Source organism: Tenacibaculum gallaicum (assembly GCF_003387615.1).
GTDB lineage: Bacteria > Bacteroidota > Bacteroidia > Flavobacteriales > Flavobacteriaceae > Polaribacter > Polaribacter gallaicus.
The window spans coordinates 787,207-809,005 of the sequence record NZ_QUNS01000001.1 but is presented as its reverse complement, the minus strand read 5'-3'; the positions used below and the strand labels follow the sequence as shown (position 1 = coordinate 809,005).

Below are 21,799 nucleotides of genomic sequence, written 5' to 3'. Positions count from 1 at the left end.
AAAATCACTCGAACAGACATTCTTTCGGCAAAAAACTTTAAAATGCACAACAGGTTATGTAATTATAGGGTTACTGTTTTTCCGATACTATTTGAATAGGTTTTGTTGGTAACGGTATCAACAAAATTCCAATCGGTTTGTATACCTGCGGCTGTTACTGTAAGTTTCATATATCCTCTTTGAGAGAAATTACTGTATTGCAAATCGTCTATTAACAAACCTAAGGCGCCTTCTAATTCTGTAGCAGATGCTCCTAAGTAGGTTTCTAACCCTGGTGATGATACTGAACTAGTGGCTACTTCAACTGCTACTTTTTCTCCAGAATTATCTTTTAAATCGCTATACCACGCATTGTGAGTGTCTCCTGCCAGCACTACTACATTTTTACTTTTAAAGCTTGCTAAAATGCGTTCTCTTTCCATAAAATAACCATCCCAAGCATCTAAGTTATATGGCAATACGGTTTGTACTCTTGCTTTCTCTTCTGCTGTTAACGTTGGGTCGTTTTGTAAAACTCTTGTTTTAATAGTTACTAATTCTGTTATCGTCTTTTTAAATTGATTAAAAGTTGCTTCACTTGCCCCACCTGTTGCCGATGCTTCTGCCACTACTGTTGCTAACAGTGTTAGTAGTTCAGCAGGAACTAACATTTTTCCCATTAATACTTGCTGCCCTATAATTTGCCATGTACTATTGCTTGCTGCTAATTCACTTTCTAACCATCCTAATTGGGTAGTTCCTAAAAGGGTGCGTTGCGGGTTTAACCATGCTTGTTGAAAAGCTGTTGCGTCAAACGCCCCTTTTTCATCATAATACGCTGAATATTCTAGTTGCTTATCTCTACCAACAATACGCGTATCAAGCATAATTAAATCTATCAAACTTCCAATTTTCAAGTTTCTGTAAATAATTGAATTATCTACCAAATTCGTCATGTTTGGTAAGTATTCGCTATACGCTTTTAAGGCACTTTGCTTTCTTGAAGTAAAACTACCTTCATTTTCTTGATGGTTTTCCGCTCCGTCTTTATACGTATCGTTAGCTACCTCATGGTCATCCCAAACACAAATAAAAGGTTTGGTTCTGTGCAATTCTTTTAATTGCTCGTCTGAACGGTATTGGCGGTAGCGAATACGATAATCATCTAACGAAATAATTTCTCCTTTTGGTTCTGGTGTTCTAAACGAACCGTACGTATTCTCTCCATATTCATAGATATAATCTCCTAGATGGATGACAACATCTGCATCCGATTTTTTTATTTCTTCATATACGTTAAAGTAACCGTAGGCAAAGTTTGCACAAGATGCTACTGCTAGTTTTACTTCACTAATTGATTCGCTAAACGTTAAGGTTTCTCCTACTGGCGATGTTGCTTTATCGTCAACACTTACAAAACGGTAGTATAGTTTTTGTCCTGCATCTAAGTCTTTAATTTCAACAGCTACGGTAAAATCTCTTGAAGCATCGGTAGTTACTTCTGCTTGACGAACAACGTCTTTAAAGTTTTTGTCTTTTGCAAGTTGCCAAACTAAGGTTGCTGAAGTGTTTTGGGTGCTATAACGAGTCCAAATGATAACTTGTGAGTTTGTAGGATCAAAACTAGCAACTCCTTGCTCAAAGTTTTTATCTGCTAAATTATCTGGAATAGGTAATTCATCAATATCATCATCTTTGCAACTGATAAAGTTAGGGACTAAAAGTAGTCCTCCAGTTACTAATAATGAGTTTCTTAAAAAGTTTCTTCTTTTAATGTTAGTCTTCATACATAGGGGTCTTTTAATTTCCCTGCATAAGTACTATTTCAACGTTGCTTTAACGTTACCTAACCTTTACTAAATAAATGAAGTTACTACCAGCCTCCTGTGGCTCCACCACCCCCAAAGCCTCCGCCTCCGAAACCTCCGCCAAAGCCGCCTCCGCCGCCAAAACTACCTCCTGATGATCCTCCACCGAAGCTTCCGCCTCCAAAACCGCCTCTACCAGCGTTGCTTAAAATAATGGTTTCTAAAATGCCTCTTGCAATATCTGATTTTCTGTAGCCTCTTCCTCCACCTCCACGGTTTCCTTTACTTCCGCTTGAGATAATGATAAAGAATACTATTAGAATAATGATAAAGAAAATAAACCCAAAGTTGGTTCCTTTAGATTCTTTTCTACTTCCCTTATACTCACCACTCATTACCTTAAAAACAGCATCTACTCCACTGTTTAACCCAGCGTAATAGTCACCTTGTTTAAAATAAGGAATAATGTCGTACTCTATAATTTGTCGAGAAACATAATCGGTTAATAGGTGTTCGGTTCCATAACCTGTTCGGATGGTTATTTTATGATCGTCTTTTGCCAACAACATAAATACTCCGTTGTCTTCCTTTTCTTGTCCTATTCCCCATTCATGCGCCCAATTGGTTGCTAAGTATCCTATTTCTTCTCCTTTTGTAGAGCTTATAATTGCTACCACTACTTGTGTTGAAGTGGTATCAGAATACTTAATTAGCTTATTTTCTAAGCTTGCTTTTTGACTTGGTGATAAAAGGTTTACGTAATCGTAAACACTTGTTTGCTCTTTAGGTGTTTCTGGAATTTCAAATCCTTGTGAAAAAAGAGTGTGTCCACATAAAAATGCAATAAAAAAAAGAACAACTTTTACGTTCTGTAACTTGTTTGCTCTTTTATGTAATGACGTTATATTCTTTATCATATTTCTTCCTTCTGTGAAGGTTTTAGCCTTTTGATATTTCATTGCTTAGCTCATCTTCATCATCTGTAGTCCATGGAAAGTGAGCTTGTAATTCTTTTCCTGCTTTTAGCACACCATCTATAATTCCTTGTTTAAAATCGCCTTGTTTAAATTGGTTTTGGATGGCTTCTTTGGTTGTTTCCCAAAAGTTATCGGGAACCACGTTGTTAATACCTTCATCACCATAAATTACAAATGTATGATCGTCAACAGCTATGTACAACAACACACCGTTTCGTTGCTGGGTATTAAACATTTTAAGCGTTTGAAATACTTCTAGTGCCCGGTCATAGTGAGAACTTTCAGTAGTTCTCTCTATATGTACACGGATTTCACCAGAAGTATTTCGTTCTGCTTCTCTAATAGCCTGAACGATTTCCTCTTCTTCTTTGGCAGTAAGAAAATCTTCTACTTTAGACATATATTTTTAGAATTTAAAATCTACATCAGGCGCATTCTCTGAACCTGCATCTGATTTGTAACGCGTCATTTCTGTTAAATTAAACATACCTGCAAGCATATTCCCAGGGAACATTTTAATGTGCTTGTTGTATAAATTTACAGCTTCGTTGTAACGGTCACGTGCTACGTTAATTCTGTTTTCTGTTCCTTCTAACTGACTTTGTAATTCTAGGAAGTTTTTGTTTGCTTTGATATCTGGATAACGCTCTACAGACACTAATAATTTGGATAAAGCTCCGCTTAACCCTGTTTGTGCTTGTTGAAATTGTGCCATTTTATCTGGTGTTAAGTCACCAGCATTAATGTTTACAGAGGTTGCTTTTGCTCTTGCGTTAATTACGTCAGTTAACGTACTTTTTTCAAAATCGGCTGCTCCTTGTACCGTTTTTACCAAGTTACCAATTAAGTCGTTTCTTCGTTGGTAAGAGCTCTCTACATTTGACCATGTAGTTTTAGCGTCTTCTTGGTATGTTACTGCGGTATTATAAAATCCTTTTGCCCATGAATAAATTCCAAATACTAGAACTCCTATAATAATTAAAGGCACTAACCATTTTTTCATAATCTTTGATTTTTTGTAATTATAATTGATTTTTGATTTTTATTAACTCTGCTTTTACAGTTTCTAATCTACTAATAATTTCCTGATTATTTAAGACTCCTGCTGGGTTTTTCTTTAGCTTTTGTTTTGCACCATCTAAAGTAAACCCTCTTTCTTTTACAAGGTTGTAAATAATTTTAAAGTTTTTTACATCTTCTTGTGTAAACAACCGATCTCCTTTAGCATTTTTTTTAGGATTGATGATTTCAAACTCTTTATCCCAAAACCTAATGAGTGAACTATTTACCCCAAAAGCTTTAGCGACTTCACCTATTCTATAATATCGTTTATCAGGTAAGTCTACATACATTTTTCACAGCTTGTTATGTGTTTAGTCATACGACTGACCTTTTTGTTGTGAAGCTTTTTGCATTGCTGCAAATTCTTCTGGAGTTAAGTCTCCATAATAATAGTAAATAGGGTTTACAGGTCTACCATTTTTATGTACTTCGTAATGTAAGTGGGGTGCTGCAGAACGTCCTGTGTTTCCAACATAACCTATTAAATCACCACGTTTTATTTTCTGTCCTCTTTTAGCAAGAATTTTACTCATGTGAGCATAAATAGTTTCGTAACCATATCCATGATTTATATAAACCACTTTACCAAAAGTAGAACTTCTATGTGCTTTTTTAACAATACCGTTTCCTGATGCAAAGATTGGCGTACCTGTTGGTGCGGTAAAGTCCATCCCATTATGCATACGCCACGACTTTAATATAGGATGCAAACGCATACCATACCCCGATGCCATTCTTTTTAAATCTTGATTTTTTACAGGCTGAATAGCTGGTATAGAAGCCAACATTTTCTCTTTTTCTTTGGCTAATTCAACAATCTCATCCAACGATTTTGATTGTACTACCATTTGCTTTGATAAAATATCTAGCTCTTTGGTTACCTTTTTTACCATAGAACTGTTATCAAAACCATCTAAATGTTTATATCTATTTACACCTCCAAAACCTGCTTTTCGTTGCTCTTCTGGTATTGGACTTGCCTCAAAGTATGTTCTATAAATATTATTATCTCTTTTTTGTAAATCGGTTAAGATTTCAGCACTTTCTTCCATCTTTTTTGAAAGCAACTCATAATGTAATTTTAAGTTTTCTAATTCTCTTTTTTGAGCGCGCTCTTTTGGAGACATTAAAAACTGACTAAAGCCTATAAAACCAAAAAAAGCAATCAATAAAAAACTAAGTATTCCAAAAAAAGTTTTTTTATACTTTTCACTTCTCCTAACCTCTATCTTTCTATACGATAAAGTGTCTGGGTCATAATAATATTTTACTTTTGCCATAATCCTAAATGTACTATTTTTGTGCTTTTTAAATGAAGCATCCTAAGGGGATGTACAATTTGAAAACCCACAAATTTACAAAATCTTTTAAAACTTCTTTTTACAAGCAGTTTTTTAAATATTTTTTAACAAAATACAGATACCCAGAGTTGTATGAAATCTCAAGATATTAGAGCTAAATTTTTAGATTATTTTAAATCAAAACAACACGAAATAGTTCCTTCAGCACCTATGGTGTTAAAGAACGACCCTACTTTAATGTTTACCAACGCTGGTATGGTTCCATTTAAAGAGTTTTTCTTAGGAAACTCTACTCCTAAAAATAGTAGAATTTCTGATAGTCAAAAATGTTTACGTGTTTCTGGTAAACACAACGATTTAGAAGAGGTTGGTTACGATACTTATCACCATACCATGTTTGAAATGTTAGGTAACTGGAGTTTTGGTGATTATTTTAAGAAAGAAGCTATTGCTTGGACTTGGGAATTACTAACTGAGGTTTATAAAGTAGATAAGGATATTTTGTACGTAACTGTATTTGAAGGTGATGAAAGTGATGGTACAAAAATGGATCAAGAAGCATACGATATTTGGAAACAGTACATTGCTGAAGATCGTATTTTAATGGGAAACAAAAAAGATAACTTTTGGGAAATGGGTGAACAAGGTCCTTGTGGTCCGTGTTCCGAAATTCATGTTGATATTCGTTCTGCTGAAGAAAAAGCTAACGTTGATGGAAAATCGTTAGTGAATGAAGACCATCCTCAAGTTGTAGAGATTTGGAACTTAGTTTTTATGCAGTACAACCGTAAAGCTAATGGTTCTTTGGTAGATCTTCCTGCAAAACATATTGATACTGGTATGGGGTTTGAACGTTTATGTATGGTTTTACAAGGGGTTCAATCTAATTACGATACTGATGTATTTACTCCTTTAATTCGTGAAGTTGAAACAATTACTGGATCTAAATACGGTAAAGATGAAAAAATTGACATTGCCATTCGTGTAATTGCTGACCATGTTCGTGCGGTTGCATTTGCCATTGCCGATGGTCAATTACCAAGTAATAACGGTGCAGGTTATGTAATTCGTAGAATTTTACGTCGTGCAATTCGCTACGGGTTTACTTTCTTAAACCAGAAAGAGCCTTTTATTTATAAGTTGGTAGAAACCCTAGCCCACCAAATGGGTGATGCTTTTCCTGAAATAAAAAAACAAAGTAACTTAGTACATAATGTTATAAAAGAAGAAGAAAGTTCTTTCTTACGTACATTAGATCAAGGGTTATTATTATTAGACCAAATTATTACTACAACTAATGGTAAAGTTGTTTCTGGTAAACGCGCTTTTGAATTATATGACACCTACGGTTTCCCTTTAGATTTAACGCAGTTAATTGCTCGTGAAAAAGGATATGAAATCAATGAAGAAGAGTTTAATGCTGGAATGAAGGCTCAAAAAGAGCGTTCTCGTGCTGCTTCTGCTAGCGAAACTGGCGATTGGGTTGTTTTAATTGAAGATGATGTAGAAGAGTTTATTGGCTACGATATGTTGGCTGCCAACGTAAAACTAACTCGTTACAGAAAAGTTACCACGAAAAAAGATGGAGACCAATATCAACTGGTATTCAACATGACTCCTTTTTATCCTGAAGGTGGTGGACAAGTTGGTGATAAAGGACATATAGAATCTCCAAATGGGGATGTTATTCACGTGTTAGACACTAAGAAAGAGAATAATGTAATTATTCATTACACCAAACACCTACCTAACAATTTACACGAGACCTTCAAAGCAATTGTTAGTGATGATTTTAGAAAATTAGCGGCAAGTAACCACTCTGCAACACATTTATTGCACCAAGCTTTACGCACTATATTAGGTGAGCATGTGGAGCAAAAAGGTTCTTTAGTTAGTCCAGAGCATTTACGTTTTGATTTTTCTCACTTCTCTAAAGTAGACAAAGATCAATTAGAAGCTGTTGAGGAATTTGTGAACGCTCGTATTCGTGAAAACCTTCCGTTACAAGAGCAAAGAAATATACCAATGCAACAAGCTATTGATGAAGGTGCCGTAGCTTTATTTGGTGAAAAGTATGGGGATAGTGTTCGTACCATCCGTTTTGGTCAATCGATGGAACTTTGTGGAGGTACGCACGTACAACAAACTGGTGATATTTGGTATTTCAAAATAAAATCAGAAGGTGCTGTTGCTGCTGGAATCAGAAGAATTGAAGCAATTACTAATGTAGCTGTTGGTGATTACTTTGAAGGCGTTGAGCGTAACTACGATGCGGTAAAACAATTATTAAAAAACCCTAAAGATGTTGCTAAATCGGTAAATAGCTTACAAGATGAAAACACTGCTTTAAAAAAGCAAGTTGAGCAACTGTTAAAGGATAAAGCTAAAAATATGAAAGGTGAACTTAAAAACCAGTTACAAGAAGTAAATGGGGTTCAATTTTTAGCAACTAAAGTAGATTTAGATCCTAACAGCATTAAAAACTTATTATTTGAGTTAGGAGGAGAAGTTAATAACTTATTTGTAGTATTTGCTACCGCTCCTTCTCCTGAAAAGGCTATGTTAACTTGTTATATTTCTAAAGACTTAGCTAATGAAAAAGGATACGATGCTGGAAAGGTTGTTAGAGAATTAGGAAAACTAATCCACGGTGGTGGTGGTGGACAAAATTTCTTCGCAACCGCTGGTGGTAAAAACCCTGGAGGAATTCCAAAAGCATTAGAGAGAGCAAAAGACTATATTGCTTAATATATACTAAAAAGGTTCAGAAAATTCTGAACCTTTTTTATTGTAATGCTTTTTTATAGGTACTTATCGCTCGTTCTCTCGCAAACTTGTGTTCTACCATTGGTTGCGGATAGGTTAACTCATCAAAGTTTTTTACCCATTTTTTAACATATTGTAACTCCTTATCAAACTTTTTTAACTGAGATTCTGGGTTAAACACTCTAAAATACGGAGCTGAATCGCAACCTGTACCTGCTGCCCATTGCCAGTTCCCATTGTTTGCCGACAAATCATAATCTAACAGTTTTTCTGCAAAATACGCTTCTCCCCAACGCCAATCAATGAGTAAATGTTTGCATAAAAAGCCTGCGGTTATCATTCGTACTCGGTTATGCATGTACCCTGTTTCGTTTAGCTCTCGCATACCAGCATCTACCATCGGATACCCTGTTTTACCTTCACACCATTTTTTAAATTCTTCTTCATTATTTCTCCAAGGAACTGCATCATACTTTTGCTTGAAATTCTGGGTAACTACTTTTGGAAAGTGATATAAAACCTGCATAAAAAACTCACGCCAAATTAGTTCGCTTAAAAAAGTTTCGTTTGTTATTAACGCAAACCGAACCATTTTTCGAACACTTACCAATCCGAAACGCAGGTATGGTGACAAGTATGAAGTTTTATCTTCAGCAGGAAAATCTCTCATCTCATCATACAAATCTAAATTAGATAAGTTATATGGTTTTACTTTAATTGTACTTTCTTCAAAACCTATGGAAGCTAATGATGGAAATTCAGATGAAAACTGATAAAAGTTAACAAAGTCTATCGTAAAGTCTTGCGTATCTTTCTTTTCTGAGAAGTTTTGCAACCACTTGTTTTTATAGGGAGTGAAAACTGTATATGGAGTTCCGTCGTTTTTTAAAACTTCTTTTTCTTCAAAGATTACTTGATCTTTAAAAGTATTAAACGCTATTTCTTTAGACGCTAAAAAGTCAGCTACTTCTTTATCTCTTTTAACTGCATAAGGTTCGTAATCTTTATTTGTGTAAACTGCTTCAATTGTATATTCTTCAGTTAGTTTTTTCCAAATTGCTAACGGTTTTCCTTTTTTAACTAACAGAGAAGATTGATACTTTTTCAGCTCTTCATCTAGGTTTTGTAAGGTTTCGTAAATAAACGTTACTCGAGCATCATTTTTAGGAAGACTTTCTAAAATATCTTCATCAAAAATAAATAACGGAACTACTTTATTTCCTGATTGTAGCGCTTTATGCAATCCTTTGTTATCTTCTAAACGTAAATCTCGACGAAACCAAAAAATCGATACTTTATTTTCCATTAAATAATTTTTCTAACGTACTATAACGGTGTTTAAATATTCCTTTTAACTGCCTTTTTATAAAGATTGACTGGGCTATGCGTCCTAAAAAACCAAAAGGTATTTTGTATGATATTTTATCTTTCATCAATGTTTTTCCATTTGGCAACTCTTCAAACCAGTGTTCGTGATGCCACATGCTATAAGGACCAAATCGCTGTTCATCTATAAAAAAATGCTGCTCTTTTACTTGTGTAATTTCAGTAACCCAACTAGACTTAATCCTAGGTAGAATCCCTATTTTATATGTTATTATTTGTCCTGCATACGCTTTTTTATCAACCCCAGAGGTAATTTGAAACCCCATATGCGGTGGTGTTATCTTTTGTAAGTTTCCTGGAAAACTGAAAAAATCCCACGCTTGCTGCAACGGAACGTTTAAAGTTTGCTCTGTTGATAAAGTATAAATTCCTGAATGTTTTTTGAAATGAATCATTATAACAATTTGGTAATTTTCTTACTCATTGGTTTTGTTATTGAGTAAAAAACATCCATTAACCTTCCTTCTTCGTTTACCAAATATTTTTGAAAATTCCATTTTACTGAAGAACTCATTTTTCCATTTTTATCTTTTTGTGTTAACCATTGGTATAACGGGTGTTGATTTCCTCCTTTTACCTCAATTTTTTCTGTCATAGGAAAATCTACTCCGTAAGTTAAACTACAAAACGATTGAATCTCTTTTGTTGTTCCGGGTTCTTGCCCTCCAAATTGATTACATGGTAAACCTATAATTACTAGTTTTTCTTTATATTTTGAATACAATTCTTGTAAGCCTTCATATTGACTTGTAAAACCACATTTTGATGCTACATTTACAAATAGTATTTTCTTTCCTTTAAATTGATGAAGGTCTAAATTTTCTCCATCGATTCCTTCTATTTTTATATCGTATAACGATTCTTTAGGGGTTACTGTTTGTGCTTTTCCTGAAAAACTAAATAATGCCATGATTAAAAATATTTTTACTGTGTTCATCTTATTGAATTGTTATTTTTATTAATACGCTTTTATTAAATGATTAATCATTCCTTTAAATACAAATGCATGAAAAGGTAAAACGGCATACCAGTACATTCTTCCCCAAATTCCTTTAGGTCTAAAAATGGCTCTTTGATATAATTTGTCTTTTACTATTTTAAACTCTAACCACGCTTCTCCAGGTAGTTTCATTTCAGCAAATAAAATCAACCGCTTACTCTTTTTATCTGCTAACAATACTCTCCAAAAATCGAGTGGGTCTCCTGATTCTAATTCTGTTGGGTGCCTTCTTCCTCTTCTTAAACCTACACCTCCAAAAAGTTTATCTACATACCCTCTTATCTTCCAAAGAAAATTGAATTTATACCATCCTGTTTCTCCTCCTATACTCCAAATTTTATGTAGTGTCTCTGTTTCATTTTGTACTTCTCTAACTCTAATATCTTTAAAACAGCCGTATTGAGGTATTTGAATATGTTTTGCTAGTTGGTCATGAAAAACACCACTACTCATAGCATCTTTCCAACTAGAAATTACTTCGTTTTGTTCTATTTTTTGAAAAGCTAATGCTACCGCTTCTTTATAGGTTATTGGCGCTACATTAAGTAACATATTAATAGCACTTGGTTTTGCTATTACTTCAACCTTCATACTATCCACTAGGGCTTGCGCCAGGTTAAAAGAGGTTGATGTTACAAAATATAACCAATAGGAAGACAGCTTTGGTGTTAAAACTGGAAGTGTATAAATGTACCTTTTAAACCCTCTTATCTCAGCAAACTGTAACAACATTTCCTTATAGGTTAATATTTCCGGACCGCAGATATCAAAAGATTTATTGTAGACCTCTTTAACTTGTAAACTATTCTCTAAAAAGGCTAATACATCTCTAACTGCTATAGGCTGTGTTTTTGTTTTTAACCATTTTGGTGTTACCATTACGGGAAGCTTTTCTACAATATCTCTTATAATTTCAAAAGAAGCACTTCCACTTCCTACAATAATTCCTGCTCTAAAGGTCGTTAAGGCATAACTGTTTGATTGTAACTCTTTTTCTACTTCGTATCTTGATTTTAGGTGCTTGGACAGCGAATTGTCATTAACTATTCCGCTTAAATACACTACTTGCTTACAATTAGTGGATTCTAATAGTTTTTTAAAATTCTGTGCACAGGTTAATTCTAAGTTTTCAAAATTTTCTGATGTCGTCGCCATCGAATGTATTAAATAATACGCTGCATCGATATCTTTAGGAAAACGTGTATTTTCTATATTTAAAAAATCAACTTTTATAAAAGTAACGTTCGGGCTGTTTTCAAACTCATCTGGTATTCTATCTAAATCACGAACACAACAGACTAATTGATGGTTATTTTCCAGCAACCTAACAATTAATCGTTTTCCTATATAACCTGTTGTGCCTGTAACTAAGATTTTCATTCCTTTGGTCTTTGATATGATAATCTTGTATAGTTTTCTGCAACCATATAGGTATCTAATCCATTAATTGCAGCTACTTTTTCTTTAGATAGGTTTAAAAAACCATCTTCTGAAAGCATATTGTCGTTAAAATACAAATCAGTAACTTCTCCCAGAACTAAAATAGTTCCGTTAGCTTTTATATGATGTTCTTCTAAAAACTTCATCCCTATTTGTAAGGGTGACTCTGCTACAAATGGAGCATGGAAGTTATTTTTAAATTCTTCAGATAGTGTTGTTTTATCAAATTCTGAAATTTCTGACGGATATTTAGCCGAGGTATGATGCGCTTCTTCAATTATTGCCTCATTAATAGCGTTGATGGTATAATATCCTGTTTCTTTTATATTGTTATATGTGTTTCTTACAACTGTTGTAGGACGCAATACGAATCCTAAAATTGCTGGACTTGAACCATAATGCACTACCGAGCTAAAAACTGCAACATTGGTAATATTGCCTTTAGATTTTGTAGCAATGAGGTTTGCTGGTTTATAACCAGAAATACTATTCATCAAATTTATTTTATAAATATGAGGAAACTCATCTATTTGCTCACGTGTAATGTGCATTATAAGGTATTAAAATTATTGATTTTCACTTTATTTGCCTTTAAATCGTGCATTAAATTGTATAAACCAAAAAAGGTTCTATTAATATAAATAAAGTGTTTTGAACCTCTATTTCCATTCATTTTTTTAAGCTCTGTGCTTTTTGCATATTTCTGACCTAAATCGGCTATTTTCCCAAAGAAAACGGCATCAGAAAAATCAAAATCTTCTTGCTGAAAAGGCTGCGTAAAAAGTGATAACATTTCGTAAAACAGTCCTTTAAAAAATGTAATTTCTTCTGGGGCATCGTCTTTCCTTAAAATTTCTAGCTCATACAATTTGCTTTCAAAAAAAGCTGGATTATCTATATTTTCTCTTTTTGCTAGTTCGAAATAAGGCACATAAAAACTTTCAGGAACTTCTTTCATACATCCAAAATCGATAACAATCAATTCATTTGATTTGGACACTAAAAAATTCCCTGGATGCGGATCTGCATGTACCTTTTTTAGCTTGTGCATTTGATACATGTAAAAGTCCCACAAAGCTTGCCCTAGTTTATTTGCAACATCTTCAGGTTGCTCATTTTTAGTAAACTCTGACAGGTGAACTCCATCCATCCAATCCATCGTTAAAATTCTATCTGATGACAAATCTGGATAGTATTTTGGAAATTTTAAGTTTGGAATATGTTTACAGGCATGAGCAATTTCATTACTCTGCACAAGTTCTAATTCGTAATTAGTTTCTTCCAAGAGCTTTTCTTCAACTTCTTTAAAATATTCATCTGAACCTTCTCCTTTAATGTTAAACATTTTCATCGCAATAGGTTTCACCAATGCTAAATCGGTTGAAATACTATCAGCAACCCCTGGATATTGAATTTTTACAGCTAGTTCTTTTCCATCTTTAGTGGCTTTATGAACTTGTCCTATACTTGCTGCATTTACTGATTCTGCTGTAAACGTATCAAAAACTTCGTTTGGTGTTTTACTGAAGTATTTTTTAAACGTTTTGATTACTAAAGGTCCTGATAATGGTGGAACTGAAAATTGTGATAATGAAAATTTTTCTACGTAAGCATTGGGCAAAATATTTTTTTCCATGCTTAGCATTTGTGCTACTTTTAATGCTGACCCTTTTAGTTCTTTTAATCCATCGTAAATATCAGCAGCATTATCTTCATTAAGTTGCTTTTTAGCTTCCTCTTCTGATTTAGTGATTTTATTGCCGTAGTACTTGGCATAATTTACACCAACTTTCACTCCTGTTGAAACCAACTTGGTAGCTCGTTCTATTTTTGACATAGGTATTCTGTTTAAGGTTTTCATGTCATTGGTGATTTTTCCTTCCACAAAAATTTCGCTAAATCAATCACACTTTTTACAGGTGCTATTTGTTGAATATCAAAACTTGCCTTTACTGATTTTTCTATAAATAAATCTGTTTTCTCAAAGTTTGATGACTCATCTTCTATCCAAAACTTTAAAATAAGCAATAGCTGCATCCAATACCCCTCTGCAATAGTTTTATCTTGAATTTTGTTGATTTTATCATTTTTAAAATCAATTTTTTCAAGGCTTATTTCATTTACAAAATGAATAAACTCTGTACGCAGTTCTTGCAATACTTTTAATTTCGAAAAATCTGTTTTTATCCTTTTTAACTGCGCCAATACATACGATCTATTTATTGTTAATAATTCAAAAAAGGTAAAATAGAAACTCAATAGTTTATCTTTTGGCAAATAGTCTTTATAAGCTTCTGTTTTGTGTAGTAAATGAATGGTTTCTTTAGCGAAAATTCCGAAAACAGCTTTTTCTAAGCTTTCAAAGCTTGAAAAGTGTTTATAAAATTCCGCTTCTTCAAAGTTATTTTCTTTCGCAAAAGAAAATATTGAATTCGGTTGACCTGATAATAGTACCGTATTCATATACCATTCTATTATTTTTTCTTGTGTTATGTTCTTTTTTTTGGCCATAGTTTAATTATTTAATACAATATATGCGTTGAGACTAGTTGCAATCGTCATCCATATTAAATATGGAAGTATAAATAGAGTATACCACCTTACTTTTTTTACATACTCAAAAGTGAAATAACCAATAAGTAGCCATAATAAAGCGATTACAACCAAGCCTAATTTTGTTAAATGTTGATTAAAGAAAATATAGTTCCAGCTTACGTTTAAAATCCACTGATCTACATATAAAATGAGTACCTTTTTGTTTAAAAATTCATGCTGAAAACTCACTTTTGTCATGTATACAGAAAACAATACCATAATGATTGTCCAAGCTACTCCAAAAACCCAGCCTGCTGGTGTCCATGGAGCTTTATTTAAAGACAAGTACCAATCTGTTCTTGGCCCTTCATTCATTAACCAAACACCAATACCTAAGGCTGAAAGGTTAGCTATTAAGAATATTAAAAAACGTATGTATTTATTTTCTTTCAAGTTTTCTGTTTTTTAAGAAATTAAAAATTAACTGTACTGAAAATAACATTGTAAATGCATAAAAAGCATCTTCTATAGGTATCGTAAAAATTCTAAAATCTAAATTCTCTGCGTTATTGTACCAAACTACCGGTTCTTCTATAAAGCTTCCTGTTAAAATTCCATTGACTAGTAGAAAAGGAATTAATATTACTAAGAAACTAGGGTAGTATTCTTGCAATGTACTCAAGTGGTTCTTTAACGCATAACCTAACAATAGTAAAAACAGCACAAAATTTACTGTGGTATACCACTTTCCGAAGTTAAAAATCAACAATAAGCTCACTAAAACAATGAGGAAAAAGCTTATGATTACTGTCGCTGATTTTGACATTTTAAACCTTGAAAATAAAAACTTCAACGCTTCATGTGTAAACAAACATGCATAGGGTATACAGAAAAAAAACATCCATTCTTCTATGGGCATATTCAGTAGTTTTAGTGATAAATGATAGTCTGGATTAAATCCCCATACTCCCATTTGCGTAAACCAACTGTCCCAGATTAAAAAAAACAAAGCAACTAACAAAATACTAAGCGCTGCTTGTTTGAAGTATTGTATAAAGTGTAGTTTTTTTTCAAAAACACTATACAATAGCGGGATACTTAAACTGCCTAGATTTAATATTAGATATAAATACTGACTCACTGTCTTTTATTAAAATATTTAAAGGGTACAAACAACATTCCGAAACATTCTCCGTCGTGTTTTCCCAAATGTTTGTGATGAATTTTATGTGCTTTTCGCAATCCTTTTAAGTATTGGTTATTCGTTTTATCAAACCACTTAAATCTTCTATGAATTAACACATCATGCACTAAAAAATAGGCTGCACCATAGAACAAAATACCTAAACCTATAAAAAACAAAAAGTTTAACTCTGGTCGAATTCCGAAATAAAACAATAGAATACTAGGAATTGCAAAGACCACGAAAAAAGCATCGTTTTTTTCAAAAACATGTGGGTACCCTGGCTGATGATGATCTTCGTGTAAATACCATCCAAAACCATGCATTACATATTTATGAGTACACCAAGTAACTCCTTCCATAACAATAAATGTTACTGCTGTAACTGCTATGTAAATTACTATATTCATAATGATGTATTGTTAATTATATATGTATGTAAATAACTTGTACTGTCTTTTTTTTGGAGCACTTCTTTTAAAAACTGTTTATCTTTTTTAATAGAAGATGTATACCCTAAAATACTAGGTATATTTTCTTGTATTACTAATCGAACATATCTTAAATGAACGTTGTTAGGATTCTTTGAAATCAACTCTTCTAATTTGTTTTTATTTGTATTAAAAACTTTTAGTTTACTCCAAGGCATCATTTTATATTTTGCCTGTTTCATTTGTAGAGAAACAACATACCCCTGAATACTTACTTCTTTTCTGTTTTTATAAGTAGCTATGTAAGTCAATTCGGCTTTTTTAGCAGCTAATTCATGGTATCTTACTACAAAATCAGGGGCTTTTTTAACACCAACGAACGACATAAAAAACAGTACTCCTAAGATACCACTTTTTATCATATTAAATTGAGTTTATACCTTACATAACTTCTTGCTAGCAAATTAATTTTCATAGGATTTGAAATTCTAATTCTGGTATCCATAATTTTTGTTGAAGGTGTATCTTGCAGTTTCTTTAATAACTTTTTATAATACCTATACGCCATATACACTCCAAATTTTGCTTCAACTGGTAGCTTTAAAATACCATTTTTATAAGCAAAGTCAAAATCGTCTTCTATTTCTTTAATAATTGTATTTTTTCCTTCCGCACTTAAATCTCCAAAATTGATATTTGGAAAATAAGATCTATTCAATTCGTTAAAATCTTCTTTTAGATCTCTTAGAAAATTTACTTTTTGAAACGCTGATCCTAAACGCATCGCAGGAATTTTTAACTCTTCATATTTTTGTTGATTTCCATTTACAAAAACCTTTAAACACATTAATCCAACAACATCAGCAGAACCATAGATATATTCATTATACTCTTCTGTAGTTGTATATGCTGTTTTATATAAATCAGCTTTCATACTTTTTAAAAACGATTGTACTAAATCATCAGAAATTTTATACTTGTTTACAGTATATATGAAAGAGTTTAGAATAGGGTTTAAACTAATTCCTCTATTCTTAGATTCATAATAATCTCTTTCAAATTTTAATAGTAATTGCTCTTTATCATATTTATGAAAAGAGTCTACTATTTCATCCGCAAAGCGTACAAAACCATAAATATTATAAATATCAGCACGTATTTTGGGTGATAACATCTTCGTGGCTAACGAAAACGAGGTACTATACTTTTTAGTTACTAACTTACTACATGCGTAAGAAACCTCATCAAATAATTGTTTCATCTTTGTACGTTTTTAAAATTAAATCTGAAGCTATTTTTCCTGAAATTAAAGACGGAGGAACTCCTGGTCCTGGTACTGTTAACTGTCCTGTAAAAAATAAATTCTTTACCTTTTTACTTTTTATCTTGGGTCTTAAAAATGCTGTTTGCGTTAAAATATTTGCTAAACCATAGGCATTTCCTTTATATGAATTATACTCCTTTATAAAATCATTTACACAGAAGCTTTCTTTAAACAACACGTGCTCTTTAACGGATTGATTTGTTAATCTTTCTAACCTCTCTATTATAATGTTAAAATAGCGCTCTCTCAACTCTGGAGTATCTTCTATACCTGGCGCTAATGGAATTAAAAAAGTAGCAGCTTCTTTTCCATTAGGCGCAAAAGAACCATCTGTTATTGAGGGAAAGCTCGCATAAAACAATGGTTCTTTTGGCCAACTGGGAACATCATATATTGTTTTTGCATGCACATCAAAATCTGTATCAAAAAACAGTGTATGATGACATACATTTTTTAATTCCTTATCAAACCCTACATAAAAGAGTAATGATGAAGGTGCAAATGTTTTTTTATCCCAATAACTTTCTGAGTACTGTCTTAAATATTTAGGAAGTAGTGTTTCGGTATGATGGTAATCTGCCCCACTTAACACTAGATCAGACTCCATGATTTTTCCATTTACCGCAACACCAATTGTTTCTCCCTTGTCATTTACTACAATTTCTTCAACATTTGCATTGGTTTGAAACGCTACTCCTAAACTAGTAGCAAGCGTGGTCATAGCCTCAATTACCTTATACATACCTCCTTTTGGATGCCATGTACCCAAGCCAAAATCAGCATAATTCATAAAATTGTAAAAAGCAGGTGTATTACTAGGTTTTGCACCTAAAAACAATACTGGGAACTCTAAAATTTGGACCAGCTTCTTACTTTTAATTTTCTTTCTTACTTCATGTCTAATTGTAGAGAAAAACTGAAATATCTTCCCCATAGTAACTGGAGTTACTAATTCTAAAGGAGAAACACCAGGTTTATAAACTAAATCATTTATAGAAACATTATAATTATATTTTGCTGACTTTAAAAAAGACTGAAGATGTTTTGAACTTCCTTTTTCTTCTTTTTCGAAAACTTCATAAATCTCTTCTAGTGTTCCTGGAATTACAATAGAATCTTTTTCTCCAAAGTAGACTTCATAAGCCGGATTTAATCTTTCTAACTCGTAGTAATCTGATGGCTTCTTACCAAAATCTGCGAAAAACTTTTCAAAAACATCTGGCATCCAATACCATGTAGGACCTATATCAAAAGTAAACCCTTCTCTCAATAATTGTCTTGCTCTCCCACCAATGGTAGCATTTTTTTCTAACACAGTTACTTCATACCCAGCCTTGGCTAAATAACATGATGCCGACAAAGAAGAGAATCCTGAACCTATTATGTATACTTTTTTTTTCAAATTATTTCTTATAAATATAATTAAATTAATTACGAGTGAAAAAAATGTTTTTACTCGTAATCAACACATTACTATAAAACTAAGGCAAAAGAACACTATCTACTACATGAATTACTCCATTAGTTCCTTGCACATCGGTTAAAGAGATTACAACAGATTGCCCTGAACTTGTATCTAATTTTGCTCCGCTAGATAAATCAACTGTAACTATATTGCCATCAAACATTGTAATTTCTTGATCGTCGCTTAATTCATCTGACTGCACATTTCCTCCTGCAAACACATGATACTTTAATACTGCTTCTAATGTTGCAATAGGAATATCTGCTAATGAATTCCAAGAATCATTACTATCTAACAATGCTTGAAATGCATCATTTGTAGGAGCAAAGATTGTATATGGCCCATCCTCTTTTAATAAAGAAACAAAATCTGTAGTATGACGGCTATCTGTTAATGCTGCTACCAAAGAAGTAAAACCACTATTATTTAACGCTAAGGTCGCTACATTAGCTGGTAACATTACTTTATCTATTGTATGTATAACTCCGTTTGAAGCCATAACATCTGTAGCAATTGGTTTTGAATCCCCATTAAACTCCACTGCTCCATCAACTTCTACTTGTAATGACAACATCTCATCATTTGGACCTGTTGACAAGGTATTCACATAAGTATTAGATAAATCTGCCGCTTTTACTTCACCACTTATCACATGAAATAACAATACCGACTTTAATGTTTCTACTGGAATATCATCTAATGAATTCCATGAGTCATTACTATCTAGCAACACCTGAAATGCTGCATCAGTTGGAGCAAAAACAGTATAAGGCCCGTCAGCTTGTAATGCTGATACTAAATCAGCTTTTTGCAAAGCTGCAACCAAAACACTTAAATTAGAATCTGCAACTGCTACATTAACTATATTCTTTGGTTTTTCTATTACTGGGTCATCATCACTACATGATGTTAATAAACCAAAACTTAAAAACAAACCCAAAAACAACACCGAGGTCAAATTCTTTACTTTCATAATTTCACACTTTAAATTATTGCTTACTCTTATTTTTTATAGTCTACTTTTCAGCTTCGGTAGACTTTGTTTATTTTATACTAAAAAACATTAAACAAAATTAGTTTCGTTAAAAAAATATGTATTGAAAATCAAAACATTAGTCAAAATTACATTTTTTGTTTAACAAAAACAAATAAAAAATAAACAAAATTATATAGATCAAAAAAAATTAGAACTGATTTAAAAATATTTTAAGGGAGGAATACACTTTTATTTTAGCTTTAAAATCTACATTATCAACAGCCATCACTTTGTTTCCTATAGCAATCAATTCATGGTTAGTGTTTTCAAGTACAGCTTCAATTTCTGAAAAATATTCTTCTACTTTATCATCGTATGGCTGAACAGTCATAGATGTAATAAAACAAACTTTCGATTTACTTTTAAAAAAACAATCTAAATTATCTAAAGGCAGGCTTTGCCCTAAATAAATCGTATTATACCCTCTTAGTATAAGTTCATAATTTAGGTACATCAATCCTAATTCATGAATCTCATTTTCAGGTAAAAATAACACATAGCTCATTTCTGAATTATTATTAGAATACTCTAACTTCTCTATGTTTATTTGAATTTTCTGGACAATTAAATTCGAAATAAAATGCTCATGTGCTGGCAACAACGTATCTGTTTGCCACAATAACCCTATATGATTTAAAAAAGGTACAAAAACGTCTTTGAAGATTTCTCTAAACGTTTTTCTTTTAAGTAACCTATTGTAAGCATTGTTAAATAACGTTTTATCAAACTGAAACATTGCCAACTTAAAAGAATTTATTGCTTCGTCATTTACAGCCATTTTAAAAGCCAACTCTCTTGCCTTTAAAACGATTGTGTCATCAGACATTTCGGCTATTTTAGAAATCTTTATATTGTTTTTATTCAACAATACTACATTAAGCAACTTCTGTAAGTTCTCAGAAGAATAATAACGAATATTTGTATCTGTCCTATCAGGTGATAACAGATTATATCGTTTCTCCCAAATTCGAATAGTATGGGCCTTAATTCCTGAAATATTTTCCAGGTCTTTAATTGTGAAAGTAGATTTTATATTGTTCAATTTATTCTGAATTCTTTTGAACAAAGATACAAATTTTCATAAACTAGGAACTTATAGTGCTTCTTATGAATATTTTATACTTATTTTTGATTGTTATTTTTCTCAAAACTCATGAATTTTCAGACGCAAATACCACTTATAAAACAAAAACACAATCAAATTAGCTACCAATCAAAGCTATTATTATTAGGTTCTTGTTTTTCTGAAAACATTGGTGATAAACTAAACTATTATAAATTTCAATCAAAACAAAACCCATTGGGTATTTTATTCCACCCAAAAGCGATTGAAAGTTTAATTACAAAAGCTATAAACGAAGAAAAATATACTGATAAAGATATTTTCTTTCACAATGAACGTTGGCATTCTTTTGAAGCACATTCTAGCTTAAGCACTTCTGACAAGGATGAGTTATTAAACAACTTAAACTCATCAATACAACAAACTTTTCAGCAACTGAGAAACACCACGCATCTTATTATCACTATAGGTACTGCTTGGGTTTATCGAGAAATCACTTCAAATACTTTGGTCGCCAATTGTCATAAAGTTCCGCAAAAAATATTTTCAAAAGAATTATTAATTGTTGAAGAAATTTCAGAGAGCTTAGAAGCGATCAATTCTTTAGTTAAATCAATAAATAAAGATATTTCAATTATTTATACGGTATCTCCTGTGCGACATATAAAAGATGGTTTTATAGAAAATCAGCGTAGTAAAGCACATTTACTTTCTGCCATACATCAAGTAGTAGAACCTAGAAACAATCTTTATTATTTCCCTTCGTATGAGATTATGATGGATGAGTTGCGTGACTATCGTTTTTATAATGAAGACATGATCCACCCAAACAAAACCGCTATAAATTATATCTGGAAAAAATTTAAAGAGGTTTGGATTACAGAAAAATCTAACCAAACTATGCAAGAAGTTGAAACCATTCAAAGAGGCTTAAATCATAAGCCTTTTAATCCTAGTTCAGAAGCACATCAATCATTTTTAAAAAAGCTGCAACAAAAAAAGGAAACACTTTTACAAGCATTTCCTTTTATAAACTTTTAATC

23 protein-coding genes and 1 pseudogene are annotated in these 21,799 nt (G+C 32.5%); 2 read left to right on the top strand and 22 right to left on the bottom strand.

Translation table 11 applies throughout. The features are described from left to right. Positions 1–62: 62 nt before the first annotated feature. The 6 genes from C7448_RS03800 to C7448_RS03775 form a co-directional block, all read right to left on the bottom strand. Complete coding sequence (locus C7448_RS03800; RefSeq protein WP_115900008.1) at positions 63–1,766, bottom strand: alkaline phosphatase D family protein; 1,704 nt, start codon at positions 1,764–1,766, stop codon at positions 63–65. 86 nt (positions 1,767–1,852) lie between these two features. Continuing rightward, positions 1,853–2,746 carry a TPM domain-containing protein gene (locus C7448_RS03795; protein WP_245939423.1) on the bottom strand — a complete coding sequence of 298 codons (894 nt, stop codon included), beginning with the start codon at positions 2,744–2,746 and terminating at the stop codon, positions 1,853–1,855. Then, positions 2,727–3,164, bottom strand: coding sequence for a TPM domain-containing protein (locus C7448_RS03790; protein ID WP_115900007.1), 438 nt, complete (start codon positions 3,162–3,164; stop codon positions 2,727–2,729). The genes C7448_RS03795 and C7448_RS03790 overlap by 20 nt, the downstream gene beginning before the upstream one ends. A 6-nt stretch (positions 3,165–3,170) precedes the next feature. Then, on the bottom strand, positions 3,171–3,767 hold the full coding sequence (locus C7448_RS03785; protein WP_115900006.1) for a LemA family protein: 597 nt from the start codon (positions 3,765–3,767) through the stop codon (positions 3,171–3,173). 19 nt (positions 3,768–3,786) lie between these two features. Beyond that, on the bottom strand, positions 3,787–4,116 hold the full coding sequence (locus C7448_RS03780) for a MerR family transcriptional regulator (protein WP_115900005.1): 330 nt from the start codon (positions 4,114–4,116) through the stop codon (positions 3,787–3,789). Between the two features lie 21 nt (positions 4,117–4,137). Continuing rightward, positions 4,138–5,106 carry a M23 family metallopeptidase gene (locus C7448_RS03775; RefSeq protein WP_115900004.1) on the bottom strand — a complete coding sequence of 323 codons (969 nt, stop codon included), beginning with the start codon at positions 5,104–5,106 and terminating at the stop codon, positions 4,138–4,140. Positions 5,107–5,259: 153 nt separating this feature from the next. Here C7448_RS03775 and alaS point away from each other — a divergent pair, with 153 nt between their 5' ends. Then, complete coding sequence (gene alaS, locus C7448_RS03770; protein ID WP_115900003.1) at positions 5,260–7,875, top strand: alanine--tRNA ligase; 2,616 nt, start codon at positions 5,260–5,262, stop codon at positions 7,873–7,875. 37 nt (positions 7,876–7,912) lie between these two features. Here alaS and C7448_RS03765 read toward each other — a convergent pair whose 3' ends face one another. The 16 genes and pseudogenes from C7448_RS03765 to C7448_RS15995 form a co-directional block, all read right to left on the bottom strand. Further along, positions 7,913–9,199 carry a cryptochrome/photolyase family protein gene (locus tag C7448_RS03765; RefSeq protein WP_115900002.1) on the bottom strand — a complete coding sequence of 429 codons (1,287 nt, stop codon included), beginning with the start codon at positions 9,197–9,199 and terminating at the stop codon, positions 7,913–7,915. Continuing rightward, on the bottom strand, positions 9,189–9,674 hold the full coding sequence (locus tag C7448_RS03760) for an SRPBCC family protein (protein ID WP_115900001.1): 486 nt from the start codon (positions 9,672–9,674) through the stop codon (positions 9,189–9,191). Before C7448_RS03760 ends, C7448_RS03765 begins: the two co-directional genes overlap by 11 nt. After that, entirely contained in the window at positions 9,674–10,216 is a 543-nt protein-coding gene (locus tag C7448_RS03755; RefSeq protein WP_115900000.1) for a glutathione peroxidase, read from the bottom strand. Before C7448_RS03755 ends, C7448_RS03760 begins: the two co-directional genes overlap by 1 nt. A 21-nt stretch (positions 10,217–10,237) precedes the next feature. Continuing rightward, entirely contained in the window at positions 10,238–11,659 is a 1,422-nt protein-coding gene (locus C7448_RS03750; RefSeq protein ID WP_115899999.1) for an SDR family oxidoreductase, read from the bottom strand. Further along, positions 11,656–12,270 (bottom strand): flavin reductase family protein, encoded by a 615-nt coding sequence (locus C7448_RS03745; RefSeq protein WP_115899998.1) that lies wholly within the window; start codon positions 12,268–12,270, stop codon positions 11,656–11,658. The genes C7448_RS03750 and C7448_RS03745 overlap by 4 nt, the downstream gene beginning before the upstream one ends. Further along, complete coding sequence (locus C7448_RS03740; protein ID WP_115899997.1) at positions 12,270–13,580, bottom strand: ABC1 kinase family protein; 1,311 nt, start codon at positions 13,578–13,580, stop codon at positions 12,270–12,272. Before C7448_RS03740 ends, C7448_RS03745 begins: the two co-directional genes overlap by 1 nt. Next, complete coding sequence (locus C7448_RS03735) at positions 13,577–14,230, bottom strand: TetR family transcriptional regulator C-terminal domain-containing protein (protein ID WP_047790020.1); 654 nt, start codon at positions 14,228–14,230, stop codon at positions 13,577–13,579. Before C7448_RS03735 ends, C7448_RS03740 begins: the two co-directional genes overlap by 4 nt. Positions 14,231–14,233: 3 nt before the next feature. Continuing rightward, positions 14,234–14,707 (bottom strand): TspO/MBR family protein, encoded by a 474-nt coding sequence (locus C7448_RS03730; RefSeq protein ID WP_115899996.1) that lies wholly within the window; start codon positions 14,705–14,707, stop codon positions 14,234–14,236. Beyond that, on the bottom strand, positions 14,694–15,395 hold the full coding sequence (locus C7448_RS03725; protein WP_170136997.1) for a lycopene cyclase domain-containing protein: 702 nt from the start codon (positions 15,393–15,395) through the stop codon (positions 14,694–14,696). The genes C7448_RS03730 and C7448_RS03725 overlap by 14 nt, the downstream gene beginning before the upstream one ends. After that, positions 15,392–15,847, bottom strand: a complete 456-nt coding sequence (locus tag C7448_RS03720; protein WP_115899995.1) for a sterol desaturase family protein — start codon at positions 15,845–15,847, stop codon at positions 15,392–15,394. The genes C7448_RS03725 and C7448_RS03720 overlap by 4 nt, the downstream gene beginning before the upstream one ends. Continuing rightward, entirely contained in the window at positions 15,844–16,290 is a 447-nt protein-coding gene (locus C7448_RS03715; protein WP_115899994.1) for a hypothetical protein, read from the bottom strand. The genes C7448_RS03720 and C7448_RS03715 overlap by 4 nt, the downstream gene beginning before the upstream one ends. Continuing rightward, entirely contained in the window at positions 16,287–17,129 is an 843-nt protein-coding gene (locus C7448_RS03710) for a phytoene/squalene synthase family protein (RefSeq protein WP_115899993.1), read from the bottom strand. The genes C7448_RS03715 and C7448_RS03710 overlap by 4 nt, the downstream gene beginning before the upstream one ends. Continuing rightward, the gene (locus C7448_RS03705; protein WP_115899992.1) at positions 17,113–18,594 is read right to left on the bottom strand and encodes a phytoene desaturase family protein; all 1,482 of its coding nucleotides are present in this window, start codon (positions 18,592–18,594) and stop codon (positions 17,113–17,115) included. Before C7448_RS03705 ends, C7448_RS03710 begins: the two co-directional genes overlap by 17 nt. Positions 18,595–18,673: 79 nt before the next feature. After that, positions 18,674–19,630: a fasciclin domain-containing protein gene (locus tag C7448_RS03700; RefSeq protein ID WP_115899991.1), complete on the bottom strand. Its 957-nt coding sequence runs from the start codon at positions 19,628–19,630 to the stop codon at positions 18,674–18,676. A gap of 211 nt (positions 19,631–19,841) precedes the next feature. Next, positions 19,842–20,519 (bottom strand): cobalamin B12-binding domain-containing protein, encoded by a 678-nt coding sequence (locus C7448_RS03695; protein ID WP_245939431.1) that lies wholly within the window; start codon positions 20,517–20,519, stop codon positions 19,842–19,844. 6 nt (positions 20,520–20,525) lie between these two features. Beyond that, positions 20,526–20,735, bottom strand: a pseudogene (locus tag C7448_RS15995) (MerR family transcriptional regulator); the annotation flags it as partial. A gap of 111 nt (positions 20,736–20,846) precedes the next feature. Between C7448_RS15995 and C7448_RS03690 the strand changes: the two are divergent. Further along, a complete protein-coding gene (locus C7448_RS03690) occupies positions 20,847–21,797 on the top strand; it encodes a GSCFA domain-containing protein (RefSeq protein ID WP_115899989.1) in 951 nt (316 codons plus the stop codon). Positions 21,798–21,799: the final 2 nt, after the last annotated feature.